A 26,350-nucleotide genomic window follows, 5' to 3' on the forward strand; every position below is an offset into this window, starting at 1 on the left:
AAGTCTGTGCTGAAGAAAATTCGCACATCATAACCTATTTATTTATCTGTTTTAGCGCCGATGCTGAGGGATACTGACCAGATGCAATTAAAGCTTGTCGTTCTAGAAGTCTTTCATCGCTGTTAAAATCTAGGATACGTGCGGTAACTTCACCGATATCTGTTTTATGCACAATTACAGCCTCATCTAGTCGAAAATGCTCACCCCAAAAGTCTCTGCGTGGGTTAAAAAATAAAAAACCGTACAAGTTAGCCTTCAGTTCTTGCGCGGTAAACGAGATTCTCTAAACGTTCTTTGGCTGAATCCGAGAGTTTGAAATCGATAACGCTTTGGGGAGTAGTGCCAGCAGCAATAAACTCTATAATTTCCTCGTAGACTTTGGTTGTATTTACAGATGTAGTCATGAGATTACCTATTTTTATTTAATTTTACTAATTTAGATGGGATAACCAGAAAGACCCTCATGTAGAGACGCGATTTATCGCGTCTGAAAAACTAGCACGTTAGACGCGATAAATCGTCGTCTCTACAGGAATATTCTCGTCAATTATTGCTTAATTGTGCCAACTTCTTCTGAGCAAATTCCCGCACTTGCTCATCTGGGTCATTCTCTGCGCGATCGCGCAACAGTGGCAAAGTCTGGTCATGCTGAGGAAATTGCTTGATAATTATCTCCAGTGCAATGCGCCGAGGATTAGTTTCATGCTCTTGCTTGCGCTCAAAGGGGTTATAAATAGCGCAGTTGTGGTAGATGTTAAACAACTCAGGCTGATATTTAAAGTATTTAGCTAATTCTCGGACTGCTACACCTCGCACATAGTTGTCATCATCATGGATAGCGAGTTCTTTGAGAAAGAATTTGGTATCGGGGTCATCTTTGAAGTTCTTCGCTAATTCTTGGATTGCTACACGTTGCACATAGTTGTCATCATCATGGGTAGCGCGTTCTTTGAGGAAGAATTTGGTGTCGGGGTCATCTTTGAAGTTCTTCGCTAATTCTCGGACTGCTACACATCGCACGTCGTTTTCATCATCATGGGTAGCGCGTTCTTTGAGAAAGAATTTGGTGTCGGGGTCATCTTTGAAGTTCTTCGCTAATTCTCGGACTGCTGCACCTCGTACATCGTTGTCATCATCCTGGGTAGCACGTTCTTTGAGAAAGAATTTGGTGTCGGGGTCATCTTTGAAATTCTTCGCTAATTCTTCGACTGCTGTATGTCGCACATCCCAGTTATCATCCTGGGTAGCGCGTTCTTGGAGCCAGGTTTTAGTGTCGGAAGATTCTTGCCAGGTCGTTGCAATTGCTGTGACTGCTTGAGTGCAAATTTCATGAAATACTTTAGCTTCTTCATCTCGATGGGGGACGTAATAGTACCAAAGATCATATTTAGTTAAGGCTTTTAGCTTGTCAAGTAATAGAGTAGCCGTTGACGCGATCGCCGAGCGATTTCTCACCTCTGCAAGACACTTAGCCGCTAAAAAAAGATTAACAAACTTTTCCTCTTCGCCATCTTGCGCCATTAAATAATCAAGAATCTCGCCAACAAATCTTGGCTCAATCATTCCCGCAATTAGCAGCAACACTTCATGCCAACTTTCATCTTGCCAGTGCTTGCCAAAAACTTCAGTTTTTAGAGACTCAATTGAAAGATTGCGTTCTTTCTCAAACTGCCAGACAAACTCCGAAGCACAAAAATATTCCAAGAATGTCCGATGCACAAAAGCATAATAATCTGCACCCAGGAAACACAACATAAAGTTGCGAGTCCGCAGTTGATTAATCATCACCCGCGCAGCTTCTCTGGGTTTATCAAATTCTATGGTTTTGAGATAGTCAGTCAGAACTTTGACTAAATCATTTTCATTCATCAAATTCCCTGCCAAATCTTTCTCCCCAGTTTGCATAAGATAAGCTACCTTACGCAGCATCGCTTGCTTATCTTTATAATTAATAGTCTTGGGATCTAACCTCTTATCTTCTGTCAAAGCACGTTCCACATCCCATTGATGTAGCAGTACCCGCGATGCTTGATCGTAAAGTGTAGCTCTATCTCTTGGTAGCTCTTGATTACGATTAAGAATTGCCATCATCGTCAACAGCAGAGGATTTCCTGCCAATTCTGCAATAGATTTGGAAGCTTCAATTCCTCTTTGTAGCCGTTCCCGTTTTCTCACTTTATCTACTGCATCGGTAAAAGTTAACTCATGCCAACGGTAGATAAAATCCTGAATTTGTTCTGAGTCTAAATCTTGTAAGATAAAGTGGCGAAACTCAGCATTAAGCAATCGTTGCGGTTTATAGCCAATAATCCGAGAAGTGACAATTACCTGCACATCAGGATAGTCATTAGTAAAGCGATGAATATCAGTAATTATATCCTCTCGCTTACCAGGGTCAAATACCTCATCCAAACCATCAAACATCACTAAGGCATTACCAGCTTTTAATTGTTTATCTAGTTCAAGTTGATTGAGATGATGAACAGCACCACTACATTGATGAAAAAATTCTAGAAAATTATTGCACTCTTTATCTTCCCATCGCCGCATATAAGTGCGTAACTCAATTAGCAATGGAATTGGTAATGAGATAACATTATTCAGTGGAGACTCAGCCCAATTCAAAGCCAGAAATTGCAACAATGTAGACTTACCTGAACCAGGATCGCCCAAAATCACAAGATATTTATAATCTTGCTTTTTATTGACAACATCTAAAACTGAACGGATCGGCTGTTCAAAATAAATCCGTTTGTGGCGTTCTAATTCTTCTAATTCCACTTCTGCTTCTACTTGGTCAGTTTCTCGCAGCCGTCTAAGATGTTCTTTAGGTAGTTCGTGAACTTGTGCTAAAACTTGATGAGTTTCCCGGACATTTTGAGCAGTAAAAATCCGCCATAATTTCAGTTCGTTATAGGCATAGCCGCTAGTATCTAAGCTATCTAATTTGAGATTGCCATAGCGTTCGCGGATTCCTTCTTGATATTTAACTAAATTAAAATCTACAATAACACCAGCAATTTCTTTGGTATTGATTTCAATATCAGATAACTTTTGTAATTCTAAGATATGGTGTAAATCTTTTGAATCTAAAAGAAGTTCTTGGACTTGTGTTAAATACTGCTCTGTAATTGATTGCCAGTTAAATTTAGATGGCAGAGGTTTTAATTGCAACCTGTTCCAACTATCTTCTAGGGTTTTAGCGTCTAGAGATTCACAATTAATATCAAAAGCCTGACCAAGAATTTCTGTAACCGATTTATCGCTGATAAATTTCTGGATGTCTGTGGTGTACTCTTTAATCTCAGTTTCAGCAAGTTTGCAACGAACCTTTAACTGCTGCTGCATGAGTTGCAAAAATTCCTTTAAGGCTTTACCAGCAGCAATTTCTATGTCTTCCTTCTTAAGTTTCTGGAAAATCTTGCCAGGGATGCCTTTTAATAAATCTTTAGCCCAATCTTTAGCAGCATCCTTGGCTAAGTTTTCCAGAATGGGTTTAAAAATCAACCCGGCGGCCTGAGTTACACCCCACATAGCTAACCAGTCCAGCATAATACTCGCTTCTGTTGAGAGTTTGATTACGAGTATATCCACTAGCTGGAGTAATGTTTCCGAATTTCAGGGTGATTGCAGAAATATCACAGGTATCTGGAAAACCTCTGCCTAAATCTCTCTTTTAAGATACAAGGTTGAATGGAGGCTTTGCGTAACCCAACATCCTGATATATGTTGGGTTGCGCTCCGCTCCACCCAACCTACGTCTAATGTACTATTTTAAGCTTGCCACGCCAGTAGGGTGCGTTATGGACACGCCAAAATAACAAATGCGATCAGACTACTAGTTCTTATCAAGGATATGTGTGCTTAATAACTGTACGAATTTTACCCGCTTCAATCAATTTCTTGACTTAGAACTCCGTTAACAAGTTTTGAGTCAAAGAATATAACTAACGAAGTATTGCAAAAACTAGTACCCCTGAGTAAGCTTCTTTCAAAGGGACTTCCAAATAAAAAAATATTCAACTACTTCTTGTGGGGTAAGCGTGAGGTATTGCCCGGCTTCGGCTAAGGGCAGGCCAGATCCAGGTATAGTTTATTTGTAAATCCCTAACTCTCAAAAAATCGATCAACTGAGAGTTATGTGTAATATACATCACTACCATAATAGAAGGAAGTTCAAAAATGGGTGTGTTTTTCCTAAATCCAACACAGATGTTCGGACGTATACTATCCGCATCGCTAGTTAGTGTTATCGCCTCACTTACTAGTTTGATATCCTTAGAAGTTTTTCCTACCGCAGCTTTCGGTCAACTCCCAGATGCATCTGTTGAAACCAAGCTGACAGTGCCTAATACAATGAGCTATACGCCCTTTAATATTAACCGTTACTTGAAAGTGCCGCCTAACTTTTCTGTTTCTGTTTATGCTCGCATTCCGCAAGCGCGCTTTATGGCAGTTGCTCCCAATGGGGATCTTTTAGTGTCGCAGCCCAGTTTGGGTAAAGTTGTAATCGTAAGGCCAAATGGCACTAATGACCCAATTATTTCTGACTTCGTAACAGGTCTACGCAAACCGCACGACATTGTATTTCACACCATTGACAACACCACATACATTTATATCTCTGAGAGTCATCAAATTAACCGCTTCATCTACAACTCTGGAGATATAACCGCGCAGAATCGCGAAGTTGTCGTAGCTGGTTTACCAGACAGCAGCACAGCCGAACTCAGAGGTGCTTATGGTCACGAACTAAAAAATATCGCACTCGATGCCAATCATAAACTGTACGTGTCGATCGCTTCTACATGCAATGCTTGTACGCAAGATACCGTTAGTAACCCCAAGCGCGGCGCGATTTACCAATACAACGCAGATGGAAGTAATCAACGGCTTTTTGCTCAAGGTTTACGCAATGCCGAAGGATTAGCATTCTTACCTAACACAAATGACCTTTGGGTAGTCGTTAATAATCGAGATAATATCGCCTATCCCTTCAACGATGGTAGTGGCAATTACGGAAATATTATTCCGTCCTACGTTGACAACCACCCACCAGAGGAGTTTACGAAAGTCCGAGATGGCGGTAATTACGGTTGGCCATTTTGCAACCCCAATCCTGACACGCCAAATGGCCTCAACAATATGCCCTTTGACCGCGACTATCAGTTTAATGCTGATGGACATGTTAATTGCGATGCGATGGATAGGATTACCAAGGGTATCCAAGCTCATTCGGCTCCCTTGGGACTAACATTCTTACAAAATACCAATTTTCCTAGTCTGTACTCAAATGGGGTAGTGACGGGGTTACATGGTTCATGGAATCGGCAGACAAAAACGGGCTACAAAATTGCTTACTTTCCTTGGAACACTACGATACAGACCCCAGGAGAAGAGATAGATTTAGTCAGTGGTTGGGTAGTTCCAGCAACACAAGAAACTTGGGGACGACCTGTGGATATGGTAGTCGATCCACAAGGTAATTTGTTAATTTCTGATGATTACAGCGGTACTATTTACAAGCTCTCCTACAATGTGTCGTCTACGCTACCACAAGTTAAGGTCTATAGAGATCAGAATTTTGCTGGAGTTTCCCAGTCTTTTCCGACAACTCCAGGAGTATACAAAGCTAACGAAGGTGGCTTAAATATTGTTGGTAATGACGCTATTAGCTCATTACGTGTACCACCAAATACAGTGGTACGTGTGTGCCAACATGAAACTGGTGGTCTATGCCGTGAGTTTAGTGCTGGTGATTATAGTTATGTTGGAAATGACTTGGATAACATAATATCGTTTATCGAGGTCAATCCTTCCTCCACGTCGTCACCACAAGTTGAGGTCTATAGAGATCAGAATTTTGCTGGAGTTTCCCAGTCTTTTCCGACAACTCCAGGAGTATACAAAGCTAACGAAGGTGGCTTAAATATTGTTGGTAATGACAGTATTAGCTCATTACGTGTACCACCAAATACAGTGGTACGTGTGTGCCAAAATGAAACTGGTGGACTATGCCGTGAGTTTAGTGCTGGTGATTATAGTTACATTGGAAATGACTTGGATAACATAATATCGTTTATCGAGGTCAAGTAGCACCAAATTTGCAAAGACAATTTGGGATGTTCTTCTGTTTTAGCTAACCAACTACTAACTGTTGACGCTCGTTCATCAGTATATACAAGTCTGCCTTTTGAACTAAACCATAACTCCAGAGGTAGCAAAACTTTGAATAACAGCATTTCGGCTGACTTGCAGAGTCTTTATTTGCAATTAGCTGGAAACTGCACTGTCTACGACGGGCTGTGACGCTCTCTGCGTTCGCGCAGCGTGTCGTAGACAGACGCTAAAAGCGTAGCTTGCTTACCTGTAAGGGTACGCAGACTCGCTATCGGCATCGTATGGGATTTAACAAGGATGCTAGGCGCAGTCAGAAATTTCCTAAAATGGAAATATCAGTCTAAAACTACACTTGTATGCCAGCTAGAGACCCATATCACAACAATGTCAAAAATGCTTTGATTAAAGACCCGCGATCGCTATTTGTGGATGGATCTAGGTTGGGATGGCGATCGCCGTATTCATGGCTGTCTGGTTCATATTGACCTGATTGATGGCAAAATCTGGATTCAACGGGATGGCACGGAAGAAGGCATTGCTGCCGATTTAGAACGGGCTGGAATTCCTAAAGAACACATTGTTCTGGGGTTTCGTTCACCGGAGTTAAGACCTTACACTGGCTATGCAGTTGCTTAAAAGTTAACACGGAACATTCTCTTTATTCTTCAGTGGTAAATACAACACCTTCATACAGCAATTCAATCGGACACTCAAATTCAATACTCGATAAGGTGACGATATCTCCAGCCGTGTAGGGATAGTAAAACCACATCCTACCCTCACCCCGACAGTAACGCTCAACGGAGATTTGTTCCGAGTCAATCAAGATATACTCTTGCAAACTGGGGATTCTCAGGTAATAAGTAAATTTTTCACCCCGATCCTTCGCGCTTGTACCTGGGGAAAGAACTTCGGCAATTAACTTCGGATGTTGAATAAAGTTGCGGGCATTAAGGTCTTCAGGGTCGCAACTGACAATAACATCAGGATAATAGTAGCGACTTTGGGGAGTGAGTTGCATTTTCACGTCTAACACATTCACTCGACAACCCCTGGAACGCAAATGAGGGTACAAAGGTCTGTAGAGATTTAGCGCTATGTCGTTATGGGGAATTGTACCGCCTGTCATAGCAAACACTTCGCCATTTGCATATTCGTAGCGAAGGTCTTGCTGAGGTTCCCATTCGAGATACTCCTCAACGGTCATTTTGGGCGGCTGTTGGGAAATGGCTATCATAACTTAAGATTTTTTCACGTTTGGTTTGATTGTAGCCAAATAGTATCAGCAACAAAGGGCGGTATCTGGACAACCTCTATCCTATTAAGAAGAAATATTTTAAATTTTGCCCCTTCCCGTGTTGGGAATGGGGTTTTTTGCTAAGGTTTGTAGTGAGCAATTCAGAAAAATCATTGCGATCGCTCAATCATGTTAGATTATAGTTTGTTGTTTCTCCTAAACACAAAATCCGACAGTTTACTACCCATCTCCTCATTGTGGGAATGAAAAAAAGAAGTTAAAAGTTAAGTTTTTTGAAAATGATATGCAGCAACACACCTATTTTCATTGCCTCACATCGCTGATCAGACAAGACTTAGAACCACAATTGAACATCATTGTCAAAGCAAAAATTAAATAAATATGAATTGCATTTTTACCCTGAAAAAAATGATATGTTAGATACAGAATTGAATTTCGCACGTTTCTGGAGTAGAACGATGTAGACTACTCCAGTTTTTCACCCTCAAACCCTTGTCATTTCTTGCTTTTGACGGAACTTGAGGGCAATCTGAGTACACATTTAAATAACCCAAACCTAGTTTCAATTTAGTTAAAGTTATTGCTAGGATTGGGTTTTGGCTGAGTACAAAGAAATCCTGAACCCCTATCTATAAACACTAGAACCCCAACCAAAAAATACTAGAACCCCTACCTGAAAAAAACTTTTTTAATTCTTGTAACGCTTGAAGAATTAGGGTTTTTAGTATTTGAGTACAAAAGTAATAAATCCAATAAATTCTATCCTAGAGAGACGCAACATCTGGCTGGGAGACGGCTGCTATAAATCTTATATCGCCAATCACCTAACGCTCTGAAACAAAACAAAGCGAAGGGTGAGTGGAGGGATGACATAGCACCATGCCTGAAGTGAAGAGAAGTCGCGGCTGTAAGCACAAATTCTACCCAAGAACCGAACGTTGACACACACCAGCCGAACATCAGATATCTATCGCCTGCTTTACTTGAAAACAAGTCGCCCGAACCCAAGGGTTTGCAGGCAGTGTGAAAGACGCGACTTCAATTCTGGGCATCGAAGAGTAGCAACAGCATCTCCCACAGTGGCAGCCAAGTCCACCGACCTTTTGCGAAACTCAATGACATCACCGTCTACACGACTCCTCAACTCCAACGCTACGGAATCGCCAACCCAAGCAAAATCAGGTGGTTGCGGCTGCGATAGCACCACCAGCACCACCGTGGAAAGGGACGAAAAGCTCCAAGAACGCATTGCTAAACATCCCTGCTACAGCGAAGACGCTCATCACCACTACGCCCGGATGCACGTTGCAGTTGCACCAGCTTGCAACATTCAATGCAACTATTGCAACCGCAAATATGATTGCGCTAACGAAAGCCGTCCTGGAGTAGTTAGCGAATTGCTAACACCAGAAGAAGCCGCACACAAAGCTTTGGTCATTGGTGGCAAGATTCCCCAAATGACAGTCGTGGGAATTGCTGGCCCTGGCGACCCATTGGCGAACCCAGAAAAGACTTTCCGCACATTTGAGTTGATTGCAGAGCAAGCACCAGACATCAAGCTGTGCTTATCAACCAATGGTTTAATGCTGCCAGACTACATCGATCGCATTAAACAATTAAATATAGATCACGTGACGATCACCATTAACATGGTAGATCCAGAGATCGGTGCTAAAATTTATCCTTGGGTTCACTACAGACGCAAGCGTTACAGAGGTCTTGAAGGTGCAAAAATCCTCCACGAAAGACAGATGGAAGGATTGCAAGCCCTGAAAGATGCTGACATCTTGTGCAAAGTCAACTCCGTGATGATTCCCGGAATTAATGACCATCACTTAGTCGAAGTGAATCGAGTCATCCGTGAGAAAGGTGCATTCTTGCACAACATCATGCCATTGATTTCTGCACCAGAACATGGCACACACTTCGGTTTAACCGGTCAACGCGGCCCCACACCCAAAGAACTCAAAGAAGTTCAAGACAACTGCTCCGGTAACATGAAAATGATGCGTCACTGTCGCCAGTGCCGTGCCGATGCAGTCGGATTATTGGGAGAAGACCGCAGCCAAGAGTTTTCCAAAGAGAAATTCTTGGAAATGGCTCCCGAATATGACATGGAACAACGCGCTACTGTTCACGAAGGAATTGAGAAGTTTAAAGAAGAACTTAAAGTAGCCAAAGATAAAGCGCTAGCTGGTAAGAAAATTGCCAATAGTCCGAAAGTTTTAGTTGCAGTAGCAACCAAAGGCGGCGGCTTAGTTAACCAACACTTCGGTCATGCGAAAGAATTCCAAATTTACGAAGTGGGTGGAAACGAAGTTCGCTTTATCGGTCATCGCAAAATTGACCAGTACTGCCAAGGTGGATACAGCGAAGAAGCTTCTTTTGAGCATATTATGAAAGCGATCGCAGATTGCAAAGCAGTTTTAGTCTCCAAGATTGGTAACTGTCCTCAAGAAAAATTGCAAGAAGCTGGAATCAAGACTGTTGAAGCTTACGACGTAATTGAAAAGGTTGCTTTAGAGTTCTACGAGCAATACGTTAAGGAATTAGGGAATTAGGGATTAGGGACTGGGGACTGGGAATTAAGGAAGAATTTTCCCAATCAATACCCAGTATCCAGTATCCATTACCCAGTACCCAGTACCCAATCCCCAGTAACCATTCCCCAAAAGGAGAATAAATCATGGCTTACAAAATTCTTACTAGCCAGTGTATTTCCTGCAATCTCTGTCTAACGGTATGTCCGACGAATGCAATTAAAGTGGTTGATGGACAGCACTGGATTGACCCTGAACTTTGTACAAACTGTGTTGGTAGCATTCATACCGTGCCTCAGTGTAAAGCTGGTTGTCCCACCTGCGACGGTTGCGTTAAGCAGCCTAGCGATTATTGGGAAGGCTGGTTTGCTAATTACAACCGCGTAATCGCTAAATTAACAAATAAACAAGATTACTGGGAACGTTGGTTTCAAACCTATTCTCAGAAATACTCTGAGCAATTGCAAAAGCGTCAATCCCAATCAGTGGGTTCTGAAGCTTAATTAAATAATTCCTAATTCTTAATTGAAGACAACAATGCAAAATAACTGCATCTATCTCGATAATAATGCCACCACTAAGGTAGACCCAGAAGTTATAGAGGTAATGCTACCTTACCTGACGGATTATTACGGCAATCCCTCCAGTATGCATACCTTTGGTGGGCAAGTCGGTAAAGCAGTGAGAACCGCAAGAGAACAACTTGCAGCCATCCTGGGAGCCGATGAGTCAGAAATTGTCTACACAAGTTGTGGTACTGAGGGAGATAACGCGGCGATTCGAGCCGCACTGTTAGCGCAACCAGAAAAGCGCCATATCGTCACTACCCAAGTTGAACATCCAGCAGTACTCAATGTCTGCAAACAATTAGAAACTCAAGGTTATAGTGTTACCTATCTATCAGTAAATCATCAAGGGCAGCTGGATCTAGATGAACTAGAAGCTTCCTTGACGGGTAACACCGCCTTGGTGACAATTATGTATGCTAATAACGAAACCGGCACGGTTTTCCCGATTGAGCAAATTGGGTTGCGCGTCAAAGAATCTGGCGCTATCTTCCATGTAGATGCAGTGCAAGCTGTGGGAAAAATCCCGTTGAATATGAAGACTAGCACCGTCGATATGTTAACCCTGTCTGGTCACAAGCTGCACGGGCCGAAAGGAATTGGTGCTTTATATATTCGGCGCGGAGTTCGGTTCCGTCCCTTCATGATTGGGGGACACCAAGAACGCGGACGGAGAGCGGGAACTGAGAATGTTCCAGGAATTATTGCCTTGGGCAAAGCTGCGGAACTAGAACTGTTACACTTAGAAGAAGCGACGGCAAGAGAAAGAAAGCTGCGCGATCGCCTCGAACAAACTTTACTCGCTAAAATTCCCGATTGTGTAGTTAATGGCGACGTTACGCAGAGATTGCCAAACACAACCAATATCGGCTTCAAGTACATCGAAGGTGAAGCAATCCTACTGTTATTGAACAAATACGGTATCTGTGCATCATCCGGTTCTGCTTGTACCTCCGGTTCTCTGGAACCCTCCCATGTCCTGCGGGCAATGGGCTTACCCTACACAACTTTGCACGGTTCAATTCGCTTCAGTCTTTGTCGCTACACCACAGAAGCCGAAATCGATCAAGTAATAGAGGTAATGCCCAGTATTGTAGAACGTTTACGCGCCCTCTCTCCCTTCAAAAATGATGATGCAGGTTGGTTGCAAGGACAAGAACAAGCACTAGCGCATCGTTAGGGACTGGGAAAAAATGGGAAAAGGTTAAAGGGTAAAGGGTAAAGGAATGATTTTTCCCCTTCCCCCTTCCCCAATCCCCCCACTCCCCACTCATTACTCAGTACTCAGCACTCAGCACTTAATAATATGTGGGACTACACCGATAAAGTATTAGAACTGTTTTACGATCCCAAAAATCAGGGAGAAATTGAAGAAACGGGCGAAGCTGGAGTTAAGGTTGCAACGGGTGAAATCGGCAGCATTGCTTGCGGCGATGCTCTGAGATTACACCTGAAAGTGGAAGTAGAATCTGATAAGATTCTAGATGCTCGCTTTCAAACCTTTGGCTGTACTAGTGCGATCGCATCTTCTAGTGCATTAACCGAAATGGTTAAAGGTTTAACCTTAGATGAAGCCCTGAAAGTGTCCAATAAAGACATTGCAGATTACCTGGGTGGTTTACCAGAAGCAAAGATGCACTGCTCTGTGATGGGACAAGAAGCGCTAGAAGCCGCTATCTATAATTATCGTGGCATACCTCTAGCTACCCACGATGATGACGATGAAGGTGCATTAGTTTGCAGTTGCTTTGGCATCAGCGAATCTAAAATTCGTCGCGTGATTCTAGAAAATCATCTCACGGATGCCGAGCAAGTAACAAATTATGTGAAAGCTGGTGGCGGATGCGGTTCCTGTCTGGCGAACATTGATGATATTATTAGATCAGTTCAACAGGAATACGCCTCACCTGCTCTCAACAATTACGGCGTAAAAGTTGCCACAGAAATTGTTAATTCAAAGCAACGAGCGCTAACAAACGTGCAAAAGATTGCTCTAATTCAAAAAGTTCTTGATGAAGAAGTCAGACCCGTACTGATTGCAGACGGGGGAGATGTAGAACTCTATGATGTAGAAGGCGATCGCGTTAAAGTTGTACTGCAAGGTGCTTGTGGTTCCTGTTCTAGTAGTACAGCAACTCTCAAAATTGCGATCGAAGCCAGATTACAAGATCGTGTCAGCAAGAGCCTTGTAGTCGAAGCAGTTTAGGAATTGCTGTAGGACTTATCGTACTCTACAAATACGCCCTAATATGCATTCAGCCAGGAACAGAAAGTAGGATTTGAACCGAATCATTGTCTCCACTCGATGCTTCATACCAATTCTTTCTTAATTACGAACTTGTACTGAGCGTAGTCGAAGTATTACGAATTGGTATCAGTCCTACCACTATTACTGCTAACAGCATATAGGCCAAGAGATTAAGCGCCTACTTGCAAATTTCATCATCCAACTCGCTTCAAAGGAGACAAGTATGAGCACATTGTACGACAATATTGGTGGACAACCGGCTATTGAACAAGTAGTAGATGAACTCCACAAACGCATTGCTACAGACAGCCTCCTCGCTCCCGTTTTTGCTGGTACAGACATGGCGAAGCAACGCAATCATCTAGTTGCTTTCTTAGCTCAAATATTTGAGGGGCCAAAGCAATACGGCGGTCGTCCAATGGACAAAACCCACGCAGGATTGAATTTACAGCAACCACACTTCGATGCGATCGCCAAGCATCTCGGTGAAGCAATGGCTGTGCGTGGAGTGTCAGCAGAAAACACCAAAGCTGCACTAGATCGCGTCACAAACATGAAGGGCGCTATTTTGAACAAGTAATAGGACTTATGCATTGATTGTTGACAAATAACAACATCAAGTCCTATCGAATCTTGCAAGCTGAAACACATTATGACGTATTTGTAAATTGCGTAATTTTCTTTGTTCTTTGTCAAAACAAATGACAAAGGACAAAGGACAAACAACCAAAAGAAAAAAATTTTAACGAGGAAGATCGATGAACTTACTGTCAATAATTTTGGCTGTGGAGCGATCGCCCCCAGCAGGCATTTATGCCAACGCTACCAACGATGCTCTACACGCGCTCACTACTGTCGCTCAACTGGCGTGAACGCAACTGACAAACGCACAGACCCACCAACCAACCAATTGCAGGGAAACACGAACAATGACAGAAGAAAACATTAGACAGATAGCTTTCTACGGTAAAGGCGGTATCGGTAAATCTACCACCTCCCAAAACACCTTGGCAGCTATGGCAGAAATGGGTCAACGCATCCTCATCGTCGGTTGCGACCCTAAAGCTGACTCCACCCGTTTGATGCTGCACAGCAAAGCTCAAACAACCGTTCTTCACTTGGCTGCTGAACGTGGTGCAGTAGAAGATATCGAACTCGAAGAAGTAATGTTAACTGGTTTCCGTAACGTTCGTTGCGTAGAATCTGGTGGTCCAGAACCCGGTGTAGGTTGCGCCGGTCGTGGTATTATCACCGCCATCAACTTCTTAGAAGAAAATGGTGCTTACCAAGACCTAGACTTCGTATCTTACGACGTATTAGGTGACGTTGTATGCGGTGGTTTCGCAATGCCTATCCGCGAAGGTAAGGCACAAGAAATCTACATCGTGACATCTGGTGAAATGATGGCGATGTACGCTGCTAACAACATCGCTCGTGGTGTTCTTAAGTATGCTCACACCGGTGGCGTGCGTTTGGGTGGTTTGATTTGTAACAGCCGTAACACAGACCGAGAAATCGAATTGATCGAAACCTTGGCAAAACGGTTGAACACCCAAATGATTCACTACGTACCACGTGACAACATTGTTCAACACGCTGAATTACGCCGCATGACCGTTAACGAATACGCACCAGAAAGCAACCAAGCTAACGAATATCGGACATTGGCTACCAAGATCATCAACAACAAAAACTTGGCTATTCCTACACCCATCGAAATGGAAGAACTAGAAGAATTGTTGATCGAATTCGGTATTCTCGAAAGCGAAGAAAATACTGCTAAGTTAGTTGCTCAGACTGCTGCTGAATAAAGCTCCTGTAGTCAAGTAGTAGCTGCTAAGAAATAATGCTTTAGCACAAGGAAAAAGGAAGAGTTCCATATCTTACCTTTTCCTCTCTCTTCCATCTCCCCCCTAATCTTAGAGGGGACTCCTAGTCCCCCTATGCCCCGATCCTTACGAGTCACAGAGGCTAAGTATGACACCTCCAGAAAATCAAAACATCATCGAAGAAAGAAAAGAACTAATTAAAGAAGTTCTCAGTGCTTATCCTGAAAAAGCTGCTAAAAAGCGCGAAAAGCACTTAAGTGTATACGAAGAAGGTAAGTCCGATTGCGGCGTTAAGTCTAACATCAAATCCCTTCCAGGTGTAATGACCGCTCGTGGTTGTGCTTACGCCGGTTCTAAAGGTGTGGTTTGGGGTCCTATTAAGGACATGATCCACATCAGCCACGGGCCTGTAGGTTGCGGTTACTGGTCTTGGTCTGGTCGTCGTAACTACTACATCGGCACCACAGGTATTGATACCTTTGGTACCATGCATTTCACCTCTGACTTCCAAGAAAGAGATATCGTGTTCGGTGGTGACAAGAAACTTGTCAAGCTCATCCAAGAACTAGATGTACTTTTCCCTCTTAACCGTGGTGTTTCCATTCAATCTGAATGCCCCATCGGTCTAATTGGGGATGACATTGAAGCAGTTGCTCGGAAGACATCGAAAGAAATCGGCAAGCCAGTTGTACCTGTGCGTTGCGAAGGCTTCCGGGGTGTTTCCCAATCATTGGGACACCACATTGCTAACGACATGGTTCGTGACTGGGTATTCACCAGATCCGACCAAGCGAAAAAAGACGGTACACTCAAGTTTGAAGGTACTCCTTATGATGTAGCCATCATTGGTGACTACAACATCGGTGGAGATGCTTGGGCTAGCCGCATCCTGTTAGAAGAAATCGGCTTGCGCGTAGTCGCTCAGTGGTCAGGTGATGGCACAATCAACGAAATGTTGATGACCCCCAATGTGAAGATGAACCTCATCCACTGTTACCGGTCGATGAACTACATCAGCCGTCACATGGAAGAAGCTTATGGTATACCCTGGTTGGAATACAACTTCTTCGGCCCCACCAAGATTGCTGAATCTTTACGGGAAATCGCTTCCAAGTTTGACGAAACAATCCAAGCAAACGCTGAGAAGGTTATCGCCAAGTATCAGCCCACAATGGATGCGGTAGTTGCTAAGTATCGCCCCCGTTTGGAAGGTAAGACCGTTGCCATCATGGTTGGTGGTCTACGTCCTCGCCACGTTGTCCCAGCTTTCCAAGACTTGGGAATGAAGATGATTGGTACAGGTTATGAGTTCGCTCATAATGACGATTACAAACGTACCACTCACTACATCGAAAACGGCACCATCGTTTATGACGACGTTACCGCTTACGAATTCGAGGAATTTATCAAAGCGCTGAAGCCTGACCTAGTAGCTTCTGGTGTGAAAGAGAAGTATGTCTTCCAAAAGATGGGTCTTCCTTTCCGTCAAATGCACTCTTGGGATTACTCCGAACCTAGCGATCGCTCCTCAACATCATATAATGCAAGGTTTTTTAGCGGCGGGAGAAAAAAGAGCTTATTTCTAGCCTAAATGTAAGTTGCAGGGTTATTTAGGAACAATCTGTTTTGATGCTTTAGACAGTATAACTCTTATGTAATCTGGTTTTTAGATTTTTACTGCATTTTGCTCTAAGAAAAACTGTTAAATAAAAGACTATTTATAATGACGATTATTTAGATTAAATGGTGCGATCGGCTTCATTTAACAAATATTACTCAAACGTCATCAACTTGTCTTTATCTGCAACCCAAATACTAGATATACCTTTATCAATTGCTTCATTGATAGACTCTTGATCAAGCTTTTCAAAAATTTCTATTCTCTCTGGAACATCATTCCTTTGTGCTTTCTCATTTTTGATAGTTCCTAGAGGCATATGAATTTCAGTGAGAAATTGTACTAGAAGACCCAACAGAAAATTTACTTGAAGCTCGTGCATATCGTGATCAAACCCACCATTTTCATTTTTATGACCATCTATATCAAGAAAAAGAAACCTTCTTTGGTTAGGATACTTATCCTGAGTAGTTTTGACGAGTCTGTGGATATGATAAACACTGTCCTCAAAATCTTCCTCTTCAAACACTGCATGATAGAGATAAATTCCCCCTGAGCGGAGTATACCTTCCCAATTTTCACCACATTGAATTTCACAAAACTTTTCCAGATCGACTGATTCTGTGAGATTTTTGCACCTTTTTTCTATCACCTTCCACCAATCATCTCTCATCTGACGAATTGTCTTTCTCTTTTCTGGATTACCTCCGTAAAGATCATGACAATATGAACACAAAGGCGCAGCATTTTCTAGTTTGTCTGATCCACCTTCCGCTTGAGGGATTATGTGATGTATCTCCACAAAAGGCTTATGACACAAACAACACCTAAATGCTGATTTCTGTTTTGCAAGCAGTTTTATTTTCTCGCTAAATGCCATAACAACAGAGGCTTTAAAAATTACTTTGCTTCTTAGAAGGTCTAATAAATAATTAGACTGAAATTTTCCGTCTAATTACCCGATTTGGATAATTATCTGGAATTTTTTCATCTAAATTTTTCATCTAAATATTTATATATTATACAGAATTTCCCCATCTAATATCCACAAAAAGTAGCCACTTGGAGTAATTACCTTTAACGATTGTGTGTGAGATGTAAAAGAAGTAGACTGTTGTTGCGATGTCTGCGACGGGCTTTGCCTACGCTCTCACTCGACAATAAACTAAGCGATGTCTACGACGGGCTGCGCCTACGTATTAAACCGTCCAATTCTCAATTAACAATCCGGGTACTTTGCCCAAATCCTGATGATTGCGCGTTAATAAAACTAATTTACGAGATAGTGCGACACCGAATAGCCCGTCGTAGACATTGCAGTAAAAGAAGTAGACTGTTGTTGCGATGTCTGCGACGGGCTTTGCCTACGCTCTCACTCGACAATAAATTAGGTGATCGCATTACACCGTCCAATCCTCAATTAACAATCCGGGTACTTTGCCCAAATCCCGATGATTGCGTGTTAATAAAACTAATTTACGAGATAGTGCGATCGCCGAATAGCCCGTCGTAGACATCGCAGTAAAAGAAGTAGACTGTTGTTGCGATCGTCTTTAGGAATTATTTGTGAGATGGACAAGAAGTAGACGTTGTTGCGATCGCTAGTTACAGCAGTTTGTGATCAAAAGCGCCACAAGAAGAGTTATCTAAATAGGCTCAAAAAAGAGACCGCAATGATTAAACCAATTTAGAGCATTATCGTCAGTAATGGCATTAACAGCCATAGTTATTGCAACATCTAGAGCATCGAATGTTCGAGTTTTAGCACCAACGTTGAATTTCTTTTAGCTTTGACCAACATAACTCAATTGGCGATAAATCAGGTGAATATGGAGGCAAAAACTTAACCTTTGAGCCAACAGATTCTATTAAAGATTTTGCAGTTGCAGCATAATGAGCGGGTAAATTGTCCATGACTATAATTGCTCCAATCCATAACTGAGGTAGTAATATTTGCTCAATAAAAACTAAAAAGCTAGCAGTGTTCAGACTACCTGGAAAAGTCATAGTGGCAATTAATCCCTCATCACTCATAGCCCCAATTACGGTGATGTTTTTGCCTTTATTACCTGGTCGCTCATCATAGATTCTTCCGCCGTCAATTCCTCTGGCATAATGTCTTGTCATAGACAGATTTACACCTGTTTCATCAATAAATATCAGGTTTTTGACATCTATCGTATCTAGCCAAAGTCGAAATTCATAGCGCAATTTTTGTACTCTTTCTGTAGTTTGCTCAGTCGATACTAAAGTTTTTTTTCCGATTTAATTTTAAGCGTTTAAGAGTGCGGGATAAACTGGATATACTTACGTCTATTTCTGTGCGCTCTTTTATGGCTTCTTGAATTTCTCGCAAATATATATCGCTTTGCTCTGTCACGATTACCTTTAACAATTCTTGCTCAATACTATTAAGCTTCGAGCGGCGGTCTCCTCCTTGGGGTCTGGCAGCAATCTCTGCCGTCTCTCGATACCGGCATAAAAAGTCACGAATAAAAGACAAACTGACTTTAAATCGTTTTGCTAATTCCCTTTGCCTGCCTTCTTTGTTTTGCCACGCACTTAATATCTTTTGTCGTAAGTCAATTGAATATGCTGCCATCTTTAAATACTATTCTTTACATTTTTACAGTTTACGAGCTTTGTGGTGGGTTTGATATCAAATTGCTGTAAGTTTAACTTTTATCACTCTGACCTCATAAAAAAACACTGCATATTTAGGGATTTTATAATTGCGATGTCTACGACGAGCTACGCCTACGCCCTCACTCAGCAATAAACTAGGCGATGTCTACGAAATTGAAGCACATAACAATTAGATGTATGGCTTCAAATAGCAACGCTCACGCCGACTCAAATGATCGGCTAGTTCAGTGAGCCTATTTTGTATATCGTTTGGTAAACTGTCAAACTGATTTGGAAACTCCATTAGAGTAAGAAATCGCTTGCATAGCTTCATACTCTGACGGCACTCATATTTGATTTCTTTTACTTCAACTAATGCTTCAAAAGTTAATGACTCACTTAAAATTAGTGTACTTATGTAAAGGGCAAAAAACGTAGCTTGCAAAGTGTTTGAGGCTTCCCAATAGGAATAATGTATGTCATCATCCTCTCGATAATTGCCAGAAGCAACCATATTAGGGTGAGTATGCTCACTCAGGAATGGAAACATGATTGTATGAACTGCTTGATCATACTTATACTTGCTTCGAGAAACTAAAGTTGATATACCTATACCATAGGATAAAGTTTCGCCAGTTTCAGTATCTATAACTTGATTTGATAACTTTCGTCCTTTTTGAGAAACTGGATGCTGTAAGCGCCCTGTATAAAGACCAATTTTCTTATGCACAAAATCGTCTATATTCTCTGGGTTTTGGATCACATATATGATGTGCAGATAGTTTTCATAGACGCTACGTAATAAGCTCATCGCATCTTCAGGTAGTTGATTCTCAAGGAGAATTGATACAGCCATCAAGCTTTTACACGCTTTGGTAAAACAGTAAAATACATAATCATGTACAACATACTCTTGAGAAAAATTATTGTCCATAATTGCGTCAACTGTGCCATATTCAAAAACAATACTTTGACAAAGATTAATTTGTTCATTGAGCTTTCGTTTGAAAGCTGTTAATAATCTGAGTAGTGCTGTTTTTTTACGTATATTTGACGAGTCTGTGTCAGTCATTAGGTCTAACTTAAAAAGTGCTGCGACAAGAATTTATTATCAAAATCCGGCTTCTTCACAGGAGTAGGTGTCTATGCAACGCCCATAGATAAAATTGCACATACCTTTCGACTTCTCCCTATATTCAATTATTAGCGAGAAGCTGCAACACAACAGTGATGTTGCTTAATATACTTGAGGGACAAAGAACTGCTCATTACGTGGAGCGCGGACATAATCCTCAGCCACAGGTCTAGAGGGAAGCTCTAAGGGAGGAGGTGTCATGTCTTCGTAAGGAACTTTGCTCAACAAATGATGAATGCAGTTGAGCCGCGCCCGTCTTTTATCATCTGCTTCAATTGTAAACCAGGGGGCTTCTGGAATATTTGTGTAAGCAAACATGGTATCTTTGGCTTTGGAATATTCTACCCAGCGATCGCGTGATTCCAAATCCATTGGACTGAGTTTCCAGCGTCTTGCTGGATCGTGACTGCGAGAAAGAAAGCGTTTTTCTTGTTCTTCATCGCTGACGGAGAACCAGTACTTGATTAAAACAATGCCCGATCGCACCAGCATTCGTTCAAATTCTGGGCAAGATTGCATGAATTCTTGATATTCTGCTTCGGTACAAAAACCCATCACCCGTTCAACTCCGGCTCGGTTGTACCAACTGCGATCGAAGAGGATAATTTCACCTGCTGCTGGAAGATGTTGCACGTAGCGCTGAAAATACCACTGAGTTTTTTCGCGATCAGAGGGGGTTCCCAGGGCAACTACACGACAGCCACGAGGATTGAGTGGATCGGCAATGCGCTTAATTACTCCTCCTTTGCCGGCAGCATCGCGCCCTTCAAATATGACGACAACCCGATAGCCGACGTGCTTAATCCAGTATTGCATTTTGACTAGTTCAATCTGGAGTTGCTCTAGTTCAGTCTCAAAAGTCTTTTTGGGAATTTTTTTGGCAAAAGCTTCTGTGCTACCATCAAAAATTCGTTTGGATTTCTTAGATTTTTTCTTGTCTTTTATCTTTACTAGGCTTTCTCTTAAGTCTGTAGCGGGTTGAGCTAGATCATTATTTTGTTGGTTTTTAACTTCATCAATTGACATTACAGCTATTCCATGCTAACTAATTGGCATAATTAGAGTTTACCTATGTTTATCTATAAAATGTATACCTTACAGCAGTTTTCATGTATTTGAACCACATCTATCGTAGGGGCACAGCAATGCTGTTCCCTACCGCGTGGTCTATTTACTTGAAAATAGCTGTAAGATATGCGATCGCACGTCTTTAACTTTTTGAGTTTTTCAGTAGTAGTTGACAACCACACGAGAACGGGTTTGGACTTTCAATGCGATCGTCTGCAAGTACTTCAATGGTCAGCTGACTGTTGTAAATCAATTCGTCGTAATCCATCAAAGCATCCCACTTGATCTTGCCAGTTGGGAAGCCTAGCTGTGAAGCAGCATCAGATATTAACTCTTGCCATTTCTGAACTTCTGGATCTTGCGATTTGCAGTAATCGAGAATGGCAATCAATGCACCAGGCTTAGTAACTCGTAAAATCTCTGCAAGAGCGCGGACTGGATCGCTAACGACACAGAGGGTAAATCCCGACGCTGCGGCATCAAAGCTATTATCAGGAAAATCCAGATTGCAGAGATCCGATACCTTGAAGGTGATGTCTGCGGATACGCATTTTTTACGTGCTTCATCCATCATTTTATGAGAAAGATCGACAGCGACGACATGCACACCTTCAGGATAGGCTGGAAGATTAAGACCAGTTCCTACCGCCGCATCCAGTACGGTTTGTCCGGGCTTCAGCTGCAAGGAAGCAATTAGGGGTTCGCGTTCGATGTGCCAGTAACGCTTTAAAATTGCGTCATAATCCAATGCTCCTTGATCGTAGGTTTCAATTACCTGATGTATCTGCATAGATTTTTTAGACTACTTCTTTTAAGTATCTGTTCAGATGGCGGTGTGTTAACGCCCAAACCTTGTATATTATAGTACTACTTAGATGACTTGACAATTGTATTTATACGCTCTCCAGGCTAGGCATAATTAAAATAATTCGTAATTTGTTAAACCACTGCATGAACTTTCAAGCAGAGAGGGATTTGAATGATAAACTCGGTTCCTTGTCCAGCAGTTGAGAAGCACTCCAGTTTACCGCCATGTTTTTCTGTGATGATTTGGTAGCTGATGGACATACCCATTCCAGTGCCTTTACCCACGGGTTTGGTGGTAAAAAAGGGATCGAATATTCGTTGCTGAAATTCTTGAGAAATACCAACTCCATTATCCGCGATCGCTATTTCTACCCATCTGGAATTAATTACCGATGTACGAATCTTAATCCGACTGGGATGATCATTGATTTCCTGATAGGTATACTTAGTATTATTTTCTTCTAAGGCATCAATTGCATTCACTAAAATATTCATAAATACCTGATTGAGTTGCCCAGCATAGCATTCTACTAAAGGTACAGAACCGTAGTCTTTGATCACCTCAATTTCAGGTTGTTCTGGTTTAGCTTTGAGACGATGTTGCAAAATCATCAAGGTACTGTCGATGCCCTCATGAATATCAACACTTTTGAATTCTGCTTCGTCGATACGCGAGAAGTTACGCAGAGATAGTACAATTTGGCGAATGCGCTCGGTTCCCACTTTCATAGAAGACAACATTTTTGGCAAGTCTTCTTGTAAAAACTCCAAATCGATGTTTTCGGCAACGGTTTGAATTTCAGCCGCCGGATTGGGATTATATTGCTGATACAATTGCACAAATGCTAATAAATCTTGGGTATATTCCTCTACATGGGCGAGGTTGCCATGAATAAAGTTGACTGGATTATTAATTTCGTGTGCGACTCCAGCGACTAGTTGTCCTAGACTAGACATTTTTTCACTTTGAATAACTTGAGATTGAGTACGTTGCAATTCTCCTAAGGCATTTTTGAGTTCAGTAGTGCGTTCTTCTACCCGATATTCTAGTTCTTCTTTGCTTTTCTCTAATGCACTAAACGATTCGTGCAATTGTCCTGCCATGTGGTTGAAAGAGTTAGACAGGGTATTAAGTTCTTGAATGCCGCTAGTTTCTACTGTTTGAGCTAAATTACCAGATGCCATTGCCTCACTTGCCCGATTCAGGCGCAGAATTGGGCGTACAATCCAATGGGAAGTAAACACACCCATTACTGAGGCAATGCCTAATGCACCTAAACAAAGCGTGATCGTGGTACGTGTGTTGGAGTTAATTTGCGCCATGAATGCGTCTTCTGGCACACTCACAACCATCAGCCAATTTAAGCCATACTTATCACGCCAAGGTACAACATTGACAAAATGCCGTTTTCCTTGCACCTCAAGTTGAAAATCTCTATCTTTGTTGATAGACCTAAATTCAGAGGTTTGGAGGTTTCTGGCAATGTTCTGGATGAGTGGATCGGAACTGTTAATCGCCCGCAATCGCCGGATTTCTTGATTGACGAGGAGAAAAGGTTTCTCTGTACCAGAACTGGCGATTAATGTGCCATCGCGCTCCAAAAGGAACACCCGCCCAGACTGACTAATATTCAAACTGCGTAAAAAATCGCTGAGTTTCAGCAGATGGATATCGCAGGCAATCATGCCTAGTAAGCGATTTTGCGTATCATAAATGGGACGACTGGCAGAAGCAGCTATGTAAGGGCCAGTAGGATAATTTCCAGTTATAATCTTTGCCCAAATAGGTTTACCAGCAGCGATGGGTTGAGTATACCAAGATTCCTTGAAATTGTTCCAATCCCATCGAGCATTAACCTGAGTTCGATTACCTTGATTATCTGTGGCATAAGTGACAGTATTATTGGGAAGTTTGGCAGTCCAATCATCAATGGTGATCGTCTTGCCGTCATAACGAGCGGCTCCAAGACCCTCACCTGTTGTTAGTCCGATACCAATATAAGTCAGATCATAAGCCTGCATCTGATCCCAGAAATACTTGCCTAGGGTTTGGCGATCGCGTACATCCAAGAGTCCCCTATGGATAGCATCTGCATTGATCTGATTCAGGGTTTGCGGAATAGAAAGATAAGACTTTAGGTGTTCATCCACTACCTCAGTTGTGCGATCTATCAACTGTCCTGCTAGATCGTTAACTGCTCTTTGCCCATTTTTAAAGGACAAATAACCCACTAAACTGACCGCTCCAAAAATTTGGATCAGGAAGGGAACAACAAGAACAATCTGTAACGGGAACGCTTTACCTTTACTGAGATAGTGGATCTTCATTGCTGGAAGCTGAAAGCTTTGCTAATTTTATTTACTTCTATAGTTCCCAAGATGTCCACATATTTACCTTTGTTTAAATTTTTTCAAATCGAGGACACTATGGTAGTGCTTTGTAGCAAAGTGCAAAACACTGTCATACAGCGGTTCTCGTTTGGATGCAATACATTGACCTTTCTCCTAAAAGGTTACGGTGTACACACAAGTGTATACAGACGTAGGTTGGGCGGAGCAGAGCGCAACCCAACAGAGATCAATACGGCTCGGTTAAGGTTTTTTGATGGAAATTGTAGAGTGCAAAGATCCTAGAAATTATTGTAGAGCCGGCGATTCATCGCGTCTCTTGTCTTAACCGAACAGTATTGCAGTAGATATCAGGATGTTGGGTTACGCAAAGCCTCCACCCAACCCAATAATTGTTGGTTAACGGGAAAAGGGGAAGGGGAAAAGGGAAAGAAAAAACCTTTAACCCTTCCCCTTTAAGCTTTTCCCCAAACCAAATTCTGAGTTCAAAATGCAAAACCCGAGTAGTATTGCCACCCAACCTACAATTTTTTTGCAACATTTTAGCCTTGCCACACCAATAGGTATTTCCAGTTGCAGACTGGGAACAAGGTAAATATATTCAAAGATGTTTGTAAAGTGTAATTTATAATTCTGAGAAAGATTTTTTGAGATTCACCGGATTTTATATATTTTTGCAGAATAATAGCTCATCTACGTCATTTTTTGTCTTCGCTACATTAGATTTAGCTATAAAGGAAATGTTGATGACAACACAATTTTTTCGTGGAATTAATTATACTGAACAAGTTATTTCAGATAATAATCAAAAAATTTTAGGTACTGCTAATCCAGACTGGTTGATTGTAGAAGGTAACAAAAATGTTGTGACTACGGGAAATGACAACGATGTTGTCTTACTAGGGAGAAAGGTAGATTCAATTTTTAATTTTGATTCTAGCATTTTTAGTGGTCAGGTTTTGCAAACTAGTCCACTGCCTTGTAGTTCTAGTGATTTTGATGCAATTGTTCGAACTGGAGCAGGAGATGATTACGTCAGTTTAGGATCAGGCAATTACACAATTTCTTTGGGCCGTGGAAACAACTTTTTAGACGATTATGGTGGAAATTATCTATTCGATACTGATGGTAATATTATTGGCTTAGAGTCAATTTCTAAGTTAGTTGTTTCAGCCGGATCGGGCGATGATATTTTCTCTTTAAGTGGATTTTCTAACCGAACCATTAATGCCGGAAAGGGTAATAACTTAATTTTGCTGGGAAGCGGAGATGCTAACATCAATACAGGCTCAGGAAATGATGTTATTAGCAGTGATGCTTCAATATTGACTTATATTTTTGACGCAAAATTACCATCATATAACCAGACTATCAAAGCTGGGAATGGTGATAATCAGATTGCTGTTGTTCCTTATGGCGAAACCACAATTCAAACCGGTAGCGGTGATGATTTTATTCTTGCTGCTGGAATCTCTAACTCAAGTTCTGCAAAAATTTTTGCAGGTAATGGCAATAACACAATTGTTACAAATGATACGAATAGTACTATTAGGTCTGGCTCAGGTAATGACTTAATTTTTGCTGGTTCAGGTGATGACACTATCTATAGTGGAAATGGAAATGATGTAATCAATCTGCGAGGAGAAACGGTTTGTCTGCCAAATTCTTTAAGTAAAGATACAAACCTGTTTGGTTCATCTATTGAAGTAAGAGGCGGGGGGAATGATACAGTCTACTTGGGTCAAAAGAGAGATACAGATACAATAATTTTGGGAAGTAGTGGCTTTGCTACTATTTATGGCTTTGGTAGCAACGATCGCTTAAATGTCAGTGGTTTAAATGCCAGCTTCAGCCAGGTAGGAAATGATACGCTAATTAGTTCATGTAGTGGTTCTTTGGGAATTATCAAAGGGTATACAGGTTCAATAAATTTGGGGTAAAGGTTGGAGTTGACGCGATCGCCTAGCTACATAAAATCTGTGAAAATCTAAAATAGAATATCCCCCAAACCCTTTTGAAATCAGGATTTGGGGGATTTTTAGCACGGAAATTTTATGTAGTGTATCAATTCAGGCGATCGCGTTTGTTTTTAGGATACATTATTGATGTAGTGTGTTACACAAGTGACAACTTACTCTACTAAATTGATACCATCAACAAAGTAGGGGTAGCTCTCTTTCAGAGAGA

General features: G+C 41.7%; 21 protein-coding genes and 1 pseudogene. 11 read left to right on the forward strand and 11 right to left on the reverse strand.

Annotation, left to right across the window (positions count from 1 at the left end; all coding sequences use genetic code 11):
- Nucleotides 1-34 precede the first annotated feature (34 nt).
- The 3 genes from FD723_RS42460 to FD723_RS04070 all read right to left on the reverse strand — a co-directional run bounded on the left by FD723_RS42460 (nt 35) and on the right by FD723_RS04070 (nt 3,552).
- Complete coding sequence (locus tag FD723_RS42460) at nt 35-172, reverse strand: hypothetical protein (protein WP_256875054.1); 138 nt, start codon at nt 170-172, stop codon at nt 35-37.
- Between the two features lie 76 nt (nt 173-248).
- A complete protein-coding gene (locus FD723_RS04065; protein ID WP_179063504.1) occupies nt 249-404 on the reverse strand; it encodes a hypothetical protein in 156 nt (51 codons plus the stop codon).
- Between the two features lie 139 nt (nt 405-543).
- Nucleotides 544-3,552 carry a HEAT repeat domain-containing protein gene (locus FD723_RS04070; protein ID WP_179064197.1) on the reverse strand — a complete coding sequence of 1,003 codons (3,009 nt, stop codon included), beginning with the start codon at nt 3,550-3,552 and terminating at the stop codon, nt 544-546.
- A gap of 630 nt (nt 3,553-4,182) precedes the next feature.
- On the opposite strand from FD723_RS04070, the gene FD723_RS04075 reads away from it, so the two are divergent.
- The 3 genes and pseudogenes from FD723_RS04075 to FD723_RS04085 all read left to right on the forward strand — a co-directional run.
- Nucleotides 4,183-6,096, forward strand: coding sequence for a sorbosone dehydrogenase family protein (locus tag FD723_RS04075; RefSeq protein ID WP_256875055.1), 1,914 nt, complete (start codon nt 4,183-4,185; stop codon nt 6,094-6,096).
- 21 nt (nt 6,097-6,117) lie between these two features.
- Nucleotides 6,118-6,309 carry a hypothetical protein gene (locus tag FD723_RS04080; RefSeq protein ID WP_179064198.1) on the forward strand — a complete coding sequence of 64 codons (192 nt, stop codon included), beginning with the start codon at nt 6,118-6,120 and terminating at the stop codon, nt 6,307-6,309.
- Between the two features lie 225 nt (nt 6,310-6,534).
- Nucleotides 6,535-6,756: pseudogene (locus tag FD723_RS04085) on the forward strand (XisI protein); the annotation flags it as partial.
- 22 nt (nt 6,757-6,778) lie between these two features.
- Here the strand turns inward: FD723_RS04085 and FD723_RS04090 are convergent.
- Nucleotides 6,779-7,357 (reverse strand): Uma2 family endonuclease, encoded by a 579-nt coding sequence (locus FD723_RS04090; RefSeq protein ID WP_179064200.1) that lies wholly within the window; start codon nt 7,355-7,357, stop codon nt 6,779-6,781.
- 1,136 nt (nt 7,358-8,493) lie between these two features.
- On the opposite strand from FD723_RS04090, the gene nifB reads away from it, so the two are divergent.
- The 7 genes from nifB (at nt 8,494) to nifD (ending at nt 16,152) form a co-directional block, all read left to right on the forward strand.
- On the forward strand, nt 8,494-9,939 hold the full coding sequence (gene nifB, locus FD723_RS04095; protein ID WP_179069023.1) for a nitrogenase cofactor biosynthesis protein NifB: 1,446 nt from the start codon (nt 8,494-8,496) through the stop codon (nt 9,937-9,939).
- 125 nt (nt 9,940-10,064) lie between these two features.
- On the forward strand, nt 10,065-10,421 hold the full coding sequence (locus FD723_RS04100) for a 4Fe-4S binding protein (protein WP_179064201.1): 357 nt from the start codon (nt 10,065-10,067) through the stop codon (nt 10,419-10,421).
- 34 nt (nt 10,422-10,455) lie between these two features.
- A complete protein-coding gene (gene nifS, locus FD723_RS04105) occupies nt 10,456-11,664 on the forward strand; it encodes a cysteine desulfurase NifS (RefSeq protein WP_179064202.1) in 1,209 nt (402 codons plus the stop codon).
- A 126-nt stretch (nt 11,665-11,790) separates the two neighbouring features.
- Entirely contained in the window at nt 11,791-12,690 is a 900-nt protein-coding gene (gene nifU / locus FD723_RS04110; protein WP_179064203.1) for a Fe-S cluster assembly protein NifU, read from the forward strand.
- A gap of 265 nt (nt 12,691-12,955) precedes the next feature.
- Nucleotides 12,956-13,312 (forward strand): group 1 truncated hemoglobin, encoded by a 357-nt coding sequence (locus tag FD723_RS04115; RefSeq protein WP_118163828.1) that lies wholly within the window; start codon nt 12,956-12,958, stop codon nt 13,310-13,312.
- A gap of 349 nt (nt 13,313-13,661) precedes the next feature.
- A complete protein-coding gene (nifH, locus tag FD723_RS04120; RefSeq protein ID WP_179064204.1) occupies nt 13,662-14,543 on the forward strand; it encodes a nitrogenase iron protein in 882 nt (293 codons plus the stop codon).
- A gap of 166 nt (nt 14,544-14,709) precedes the next feature.
- Nucleotides 14,710-16,152, forward strand: coding sequence for a nitrogenase molybdenum-iron protein alpha chain (nifD, locus tag FD723_RS04125; protein WP_179064205.1), 1,443 nt, complete (start codon nt 14,710-14,712; stop codon nt 16,150-16,152).
- Between the two features lie 181 nt (nt 16,153-16,333).
- Here nifD and FD723_RS04130 read toward each other — a convergent pair whose 3' ends face one another.
- The 7 genes from FD723_RS04130 to FD723_RS04160 form a co-directional block, all read right to left on the reverse strand.
- A complete protein-coding gene (locus FD723_RS04130) occupies nt 16,334-17,059 on the reverse strand; it encodes an HNH endonuclease (RefSeq protein WP_179064206.1) in 726 nt (241 codons plus the stop codon).
- A gap of 881 nt (nt 17,060-17,940) precedes the next feature.
- Nucleotides 17,941-18,390: a transposase gene (locus FD723_RS04135; RefSeq protein WP_179064207.1), complete on the reverse strand. Its 450-nt coding sequence runs from the start codon at nt 18,388-18,390 to the stop codon at nt 17,941-17,943.
- 25 nt (nt 18,391-18,415) lie between these two features.
- Nucleotides 18,416-18,781 carry an IS630 transposase-related protein gene (locus FD723_RS04140; RefSeq protein ID WP_179064208.1) on the reverse strand — a complete coding sequence of 122 codons (366 nt, stop codon included), beginning with the start codon at nt 18,779-18,781 and terminating at the stop codon, nt 18,416-18,418.
- 213 nt (nt 18,782-18,994) lie between these two features.
- Complete coding sequence (locus tag FD723_RS04145; protein ID WP_179064209.1) at nt 18,995-19,876, reverse strand: DUF5677 domain-containing protein; 882 nt, start codon at nt 19,874-19,876, stop codon at nt 18,995-18,997.
- Nucleotides 19,877-20,041: 165 nt separating this feature from the next.
- A complete protein-coding gene (ppk2, locus tag FD723_RS04150; RefSeq protein WP_179064210.1) occupies nt 20,042-20,965 on the reverse strand; it encodes a polyphosphate kinase 2 in 924 nt (307 codons plus the stop codon).
- A 184-nt stretch (nt 20,966-21,149) separates the two neighbouring features.
- The gene (locus tag FD723_RS04155) at nt 21,150-21,797 is read right to left on the reverse strand and encodes a class I SAM-dependent methyltransferase (protein WP_179064211.1); all 648 of its coding nucleotides are present in this window, start codon (nt 21,795-21,797) and stop codon (nt 21,150-21,152) included.
- Nucleotides 21,798-21,946: 149 nt separating this feature from the next.
- Complete coding sequence (locus FD723_RS04160; RefSeq protein ID WP_179064212.1) at nt 21,947-24,142, reverse strand: ATP-binding protein; 2,196 nt, start codon at nt 24,140-24,142, stop codon at nt 21,947-21,949.
- A gap of 695 nt (nt 24,143-24,837) precedes the next feature.
- Here FD723_RS04160 and FD723_RS04165 point away from each other — a divergent pair.
- Entirely contained in the window at nt 24,838-26,103 is a 1,266-nt protein-coding gene (locus FD723_RS04165) for a calcium-binding protein (RefSeq protein ID WP_179064213.1), read from the forward strand.
- Nucleotides 26,104-26,350 lie beyond the last annotated feature (247 nt).

This window comes from Nostoc sp. C052 (assembly GCF_013393905.1).
GTDB lineage: Bacteria > Cyanobacteriota > Cyanobacteriia > Cyanobacteriales > Nostocaceae > Nostoc.

What these genes read in the sequence shown, in the direction of transcription:
- FD723_RS04160 (WP_179064212.1), bottom strand. Translation starts at nt 24,142, where the DNA reads ATGAAGATCCACTATCTCAGTAAAGGTAAAGCGTTCCCGTTACAGATT.
- FD723_RS04100 (WP_179064201.1), top strand. Translation starts at nt 10,065, where the DNA reads ATGGCTTACAAAATTCTTACTAGCCAGTGTATTTCCTGCAATCTCTGT.
- FD723_RS04075 (WP_256875055.1), top strand. Translation starts at nt 4,183, where the DNA reads ATGGGTGTGTTTTTCCTAAATCCAACACAGATGTTCGGACGTATACTA.
- nifD (WP_179064205.1), top strand. Translation starts at nt 14,710, where the DNA reads ATGACACCTCCAGAAAATCAAAACATCATCGAAGAAAGAAAAGAACTA.
- ppk2 (WP_179064210.1), bottom strand. Translation starts at nt 20,965, where the DNA reads ATGTCAATTGATGAAGTTAAAAACCAACAAAATAATGATCTAGCTCAA.
- nifB (WP_179069023.1), top strand. Translation starts at nt 8,494, where the DNA reads ATGACATCACCGTCTACACGACTCCTCAACTCCAACGCTACGGAATCG.
- FD723_RS04070 (WP_179064197.1), bottom strand. Translation starts at nt 3,552, where the DNA reads ATGCTGGACTGGTTAGCTATGTGGGGTGTAACTCAGGCCGCCGGGTTG.
- FD723_RS04140 (WP_179064208.1), bottom strand. Translation starts at nt 18,781, where the DNA reads ATGGCAGCATATTCAATTGACTTACGACAAAAGATATTAAGTGCGTGG.
- FD723_RS04155 (WP_179064211.1), bottom strand. Translation starts at nt 21,797, where the DNA reads ATGCAGATACATCAGGTAATTGAAACCTACGATCAAGGAGCATTGGAT.
- nifH (WP_179064204.1), top strand. Translation starts at nt 13,662, where the DNA reads ATGACAGAAGAAAACATTAGACAGATAGCTTTCTACGGTAAAGGCGGT.
- FD723_RS04130 (WP_179064206.1), bottom strand. Translation starts at nt 17,059, where the DNA reads ATGGCATTTAGCGAGAAAATAAAACTGCTTGCAAAACAGAAATCAGCA.
- FD723_RS04115 (WP_118163828.1), top strand. Translation starts at nt 12,956, where the DNA reads ATGAGCACATTGTACGACAATATTGGTGGACAACCGGCTATTGAACAA.
- FD723_RS04065 (WP_179063504.1), bottom strand. Translation starts at nt 404, where the DNA reads ATGACTACATCTGTAAATACAACCAAAGTCTACGAGGAAATTATAGAG.
- FD723_RS04145 (WP_179064209.1), bottom strand. Translation starts at nt 19,876, where the DNA reads ATGACTGACACAGACTCGTCAAATATACGTAAAAAAACAGCACTACTC.
- FD723_RS04090 (WP_179064200.1), bottom strand. Translation starts at nt 7,357, where the DNA reads ATGATAGCCATTTCCCAACAGCCGCCCAAAATGACCGTTGAGGAGTAT.
- nifS (WP_179064202.1), top strand. Translation starts at nt 10,456, where the DNA reads ATGCAAAATAACTGCATCTATCTCGATAATAATGCCACCACTAAGGTA.
- nifU (WP_179064203.1), top strand. Translation starts at nt 11,791, where the DNA reads ATGTGGGACTACACCGATAAAGTATTAGAACTGTTTTACGATCCCAAA.